Raw genomic sequence first — 255 nt, 5'->3', positions numbered from 1 at the left:
AACTGCAGCGCTGGGGCCAGCACGAAGCCACCGCCCACCTGTCCATCTCGGTCAACGTCAGCGCCCGGCAGTTCAGGCAACCGGGCTTCGTGGCCGAAGTGCTGCAGACCCTCAAGAACCACCACGCAGACCCCCGCAAACTCAAGCTCGAACTCACCGAAAGCCTGCTGCTGGGAGACATCGAAGACACCATCGCACGCATGGTGCAGCTCAAGAGCGAAGGCGTGGGCTTTGCGCTGGATGACTTTGGCACCG

General features: G+C 62.7%; 1 protein-coding gene. It reads left to right on the top strand.

From position 1 onward, the window contains the following. Positions 1-255: EAL domain-containing protein (locus NFX52_RS30655; protein ID WP_252636043.1), on the top strand; the 255-nt coding region annotated here is incomplete at both ends.

Source organism: Acidovorax facilis, assembly GCF_023913775.1.
Taxonomy (GTDB): Bacteria; Pseudomonadota; Gammaproteobacteria; order Burkholderiales; family Burkholderiaceae_C; genus Acidovorax; species Acidovorax facilis.
This window is presented reverse-complemented; position numbering and strand designations above follow the sequence as displayed.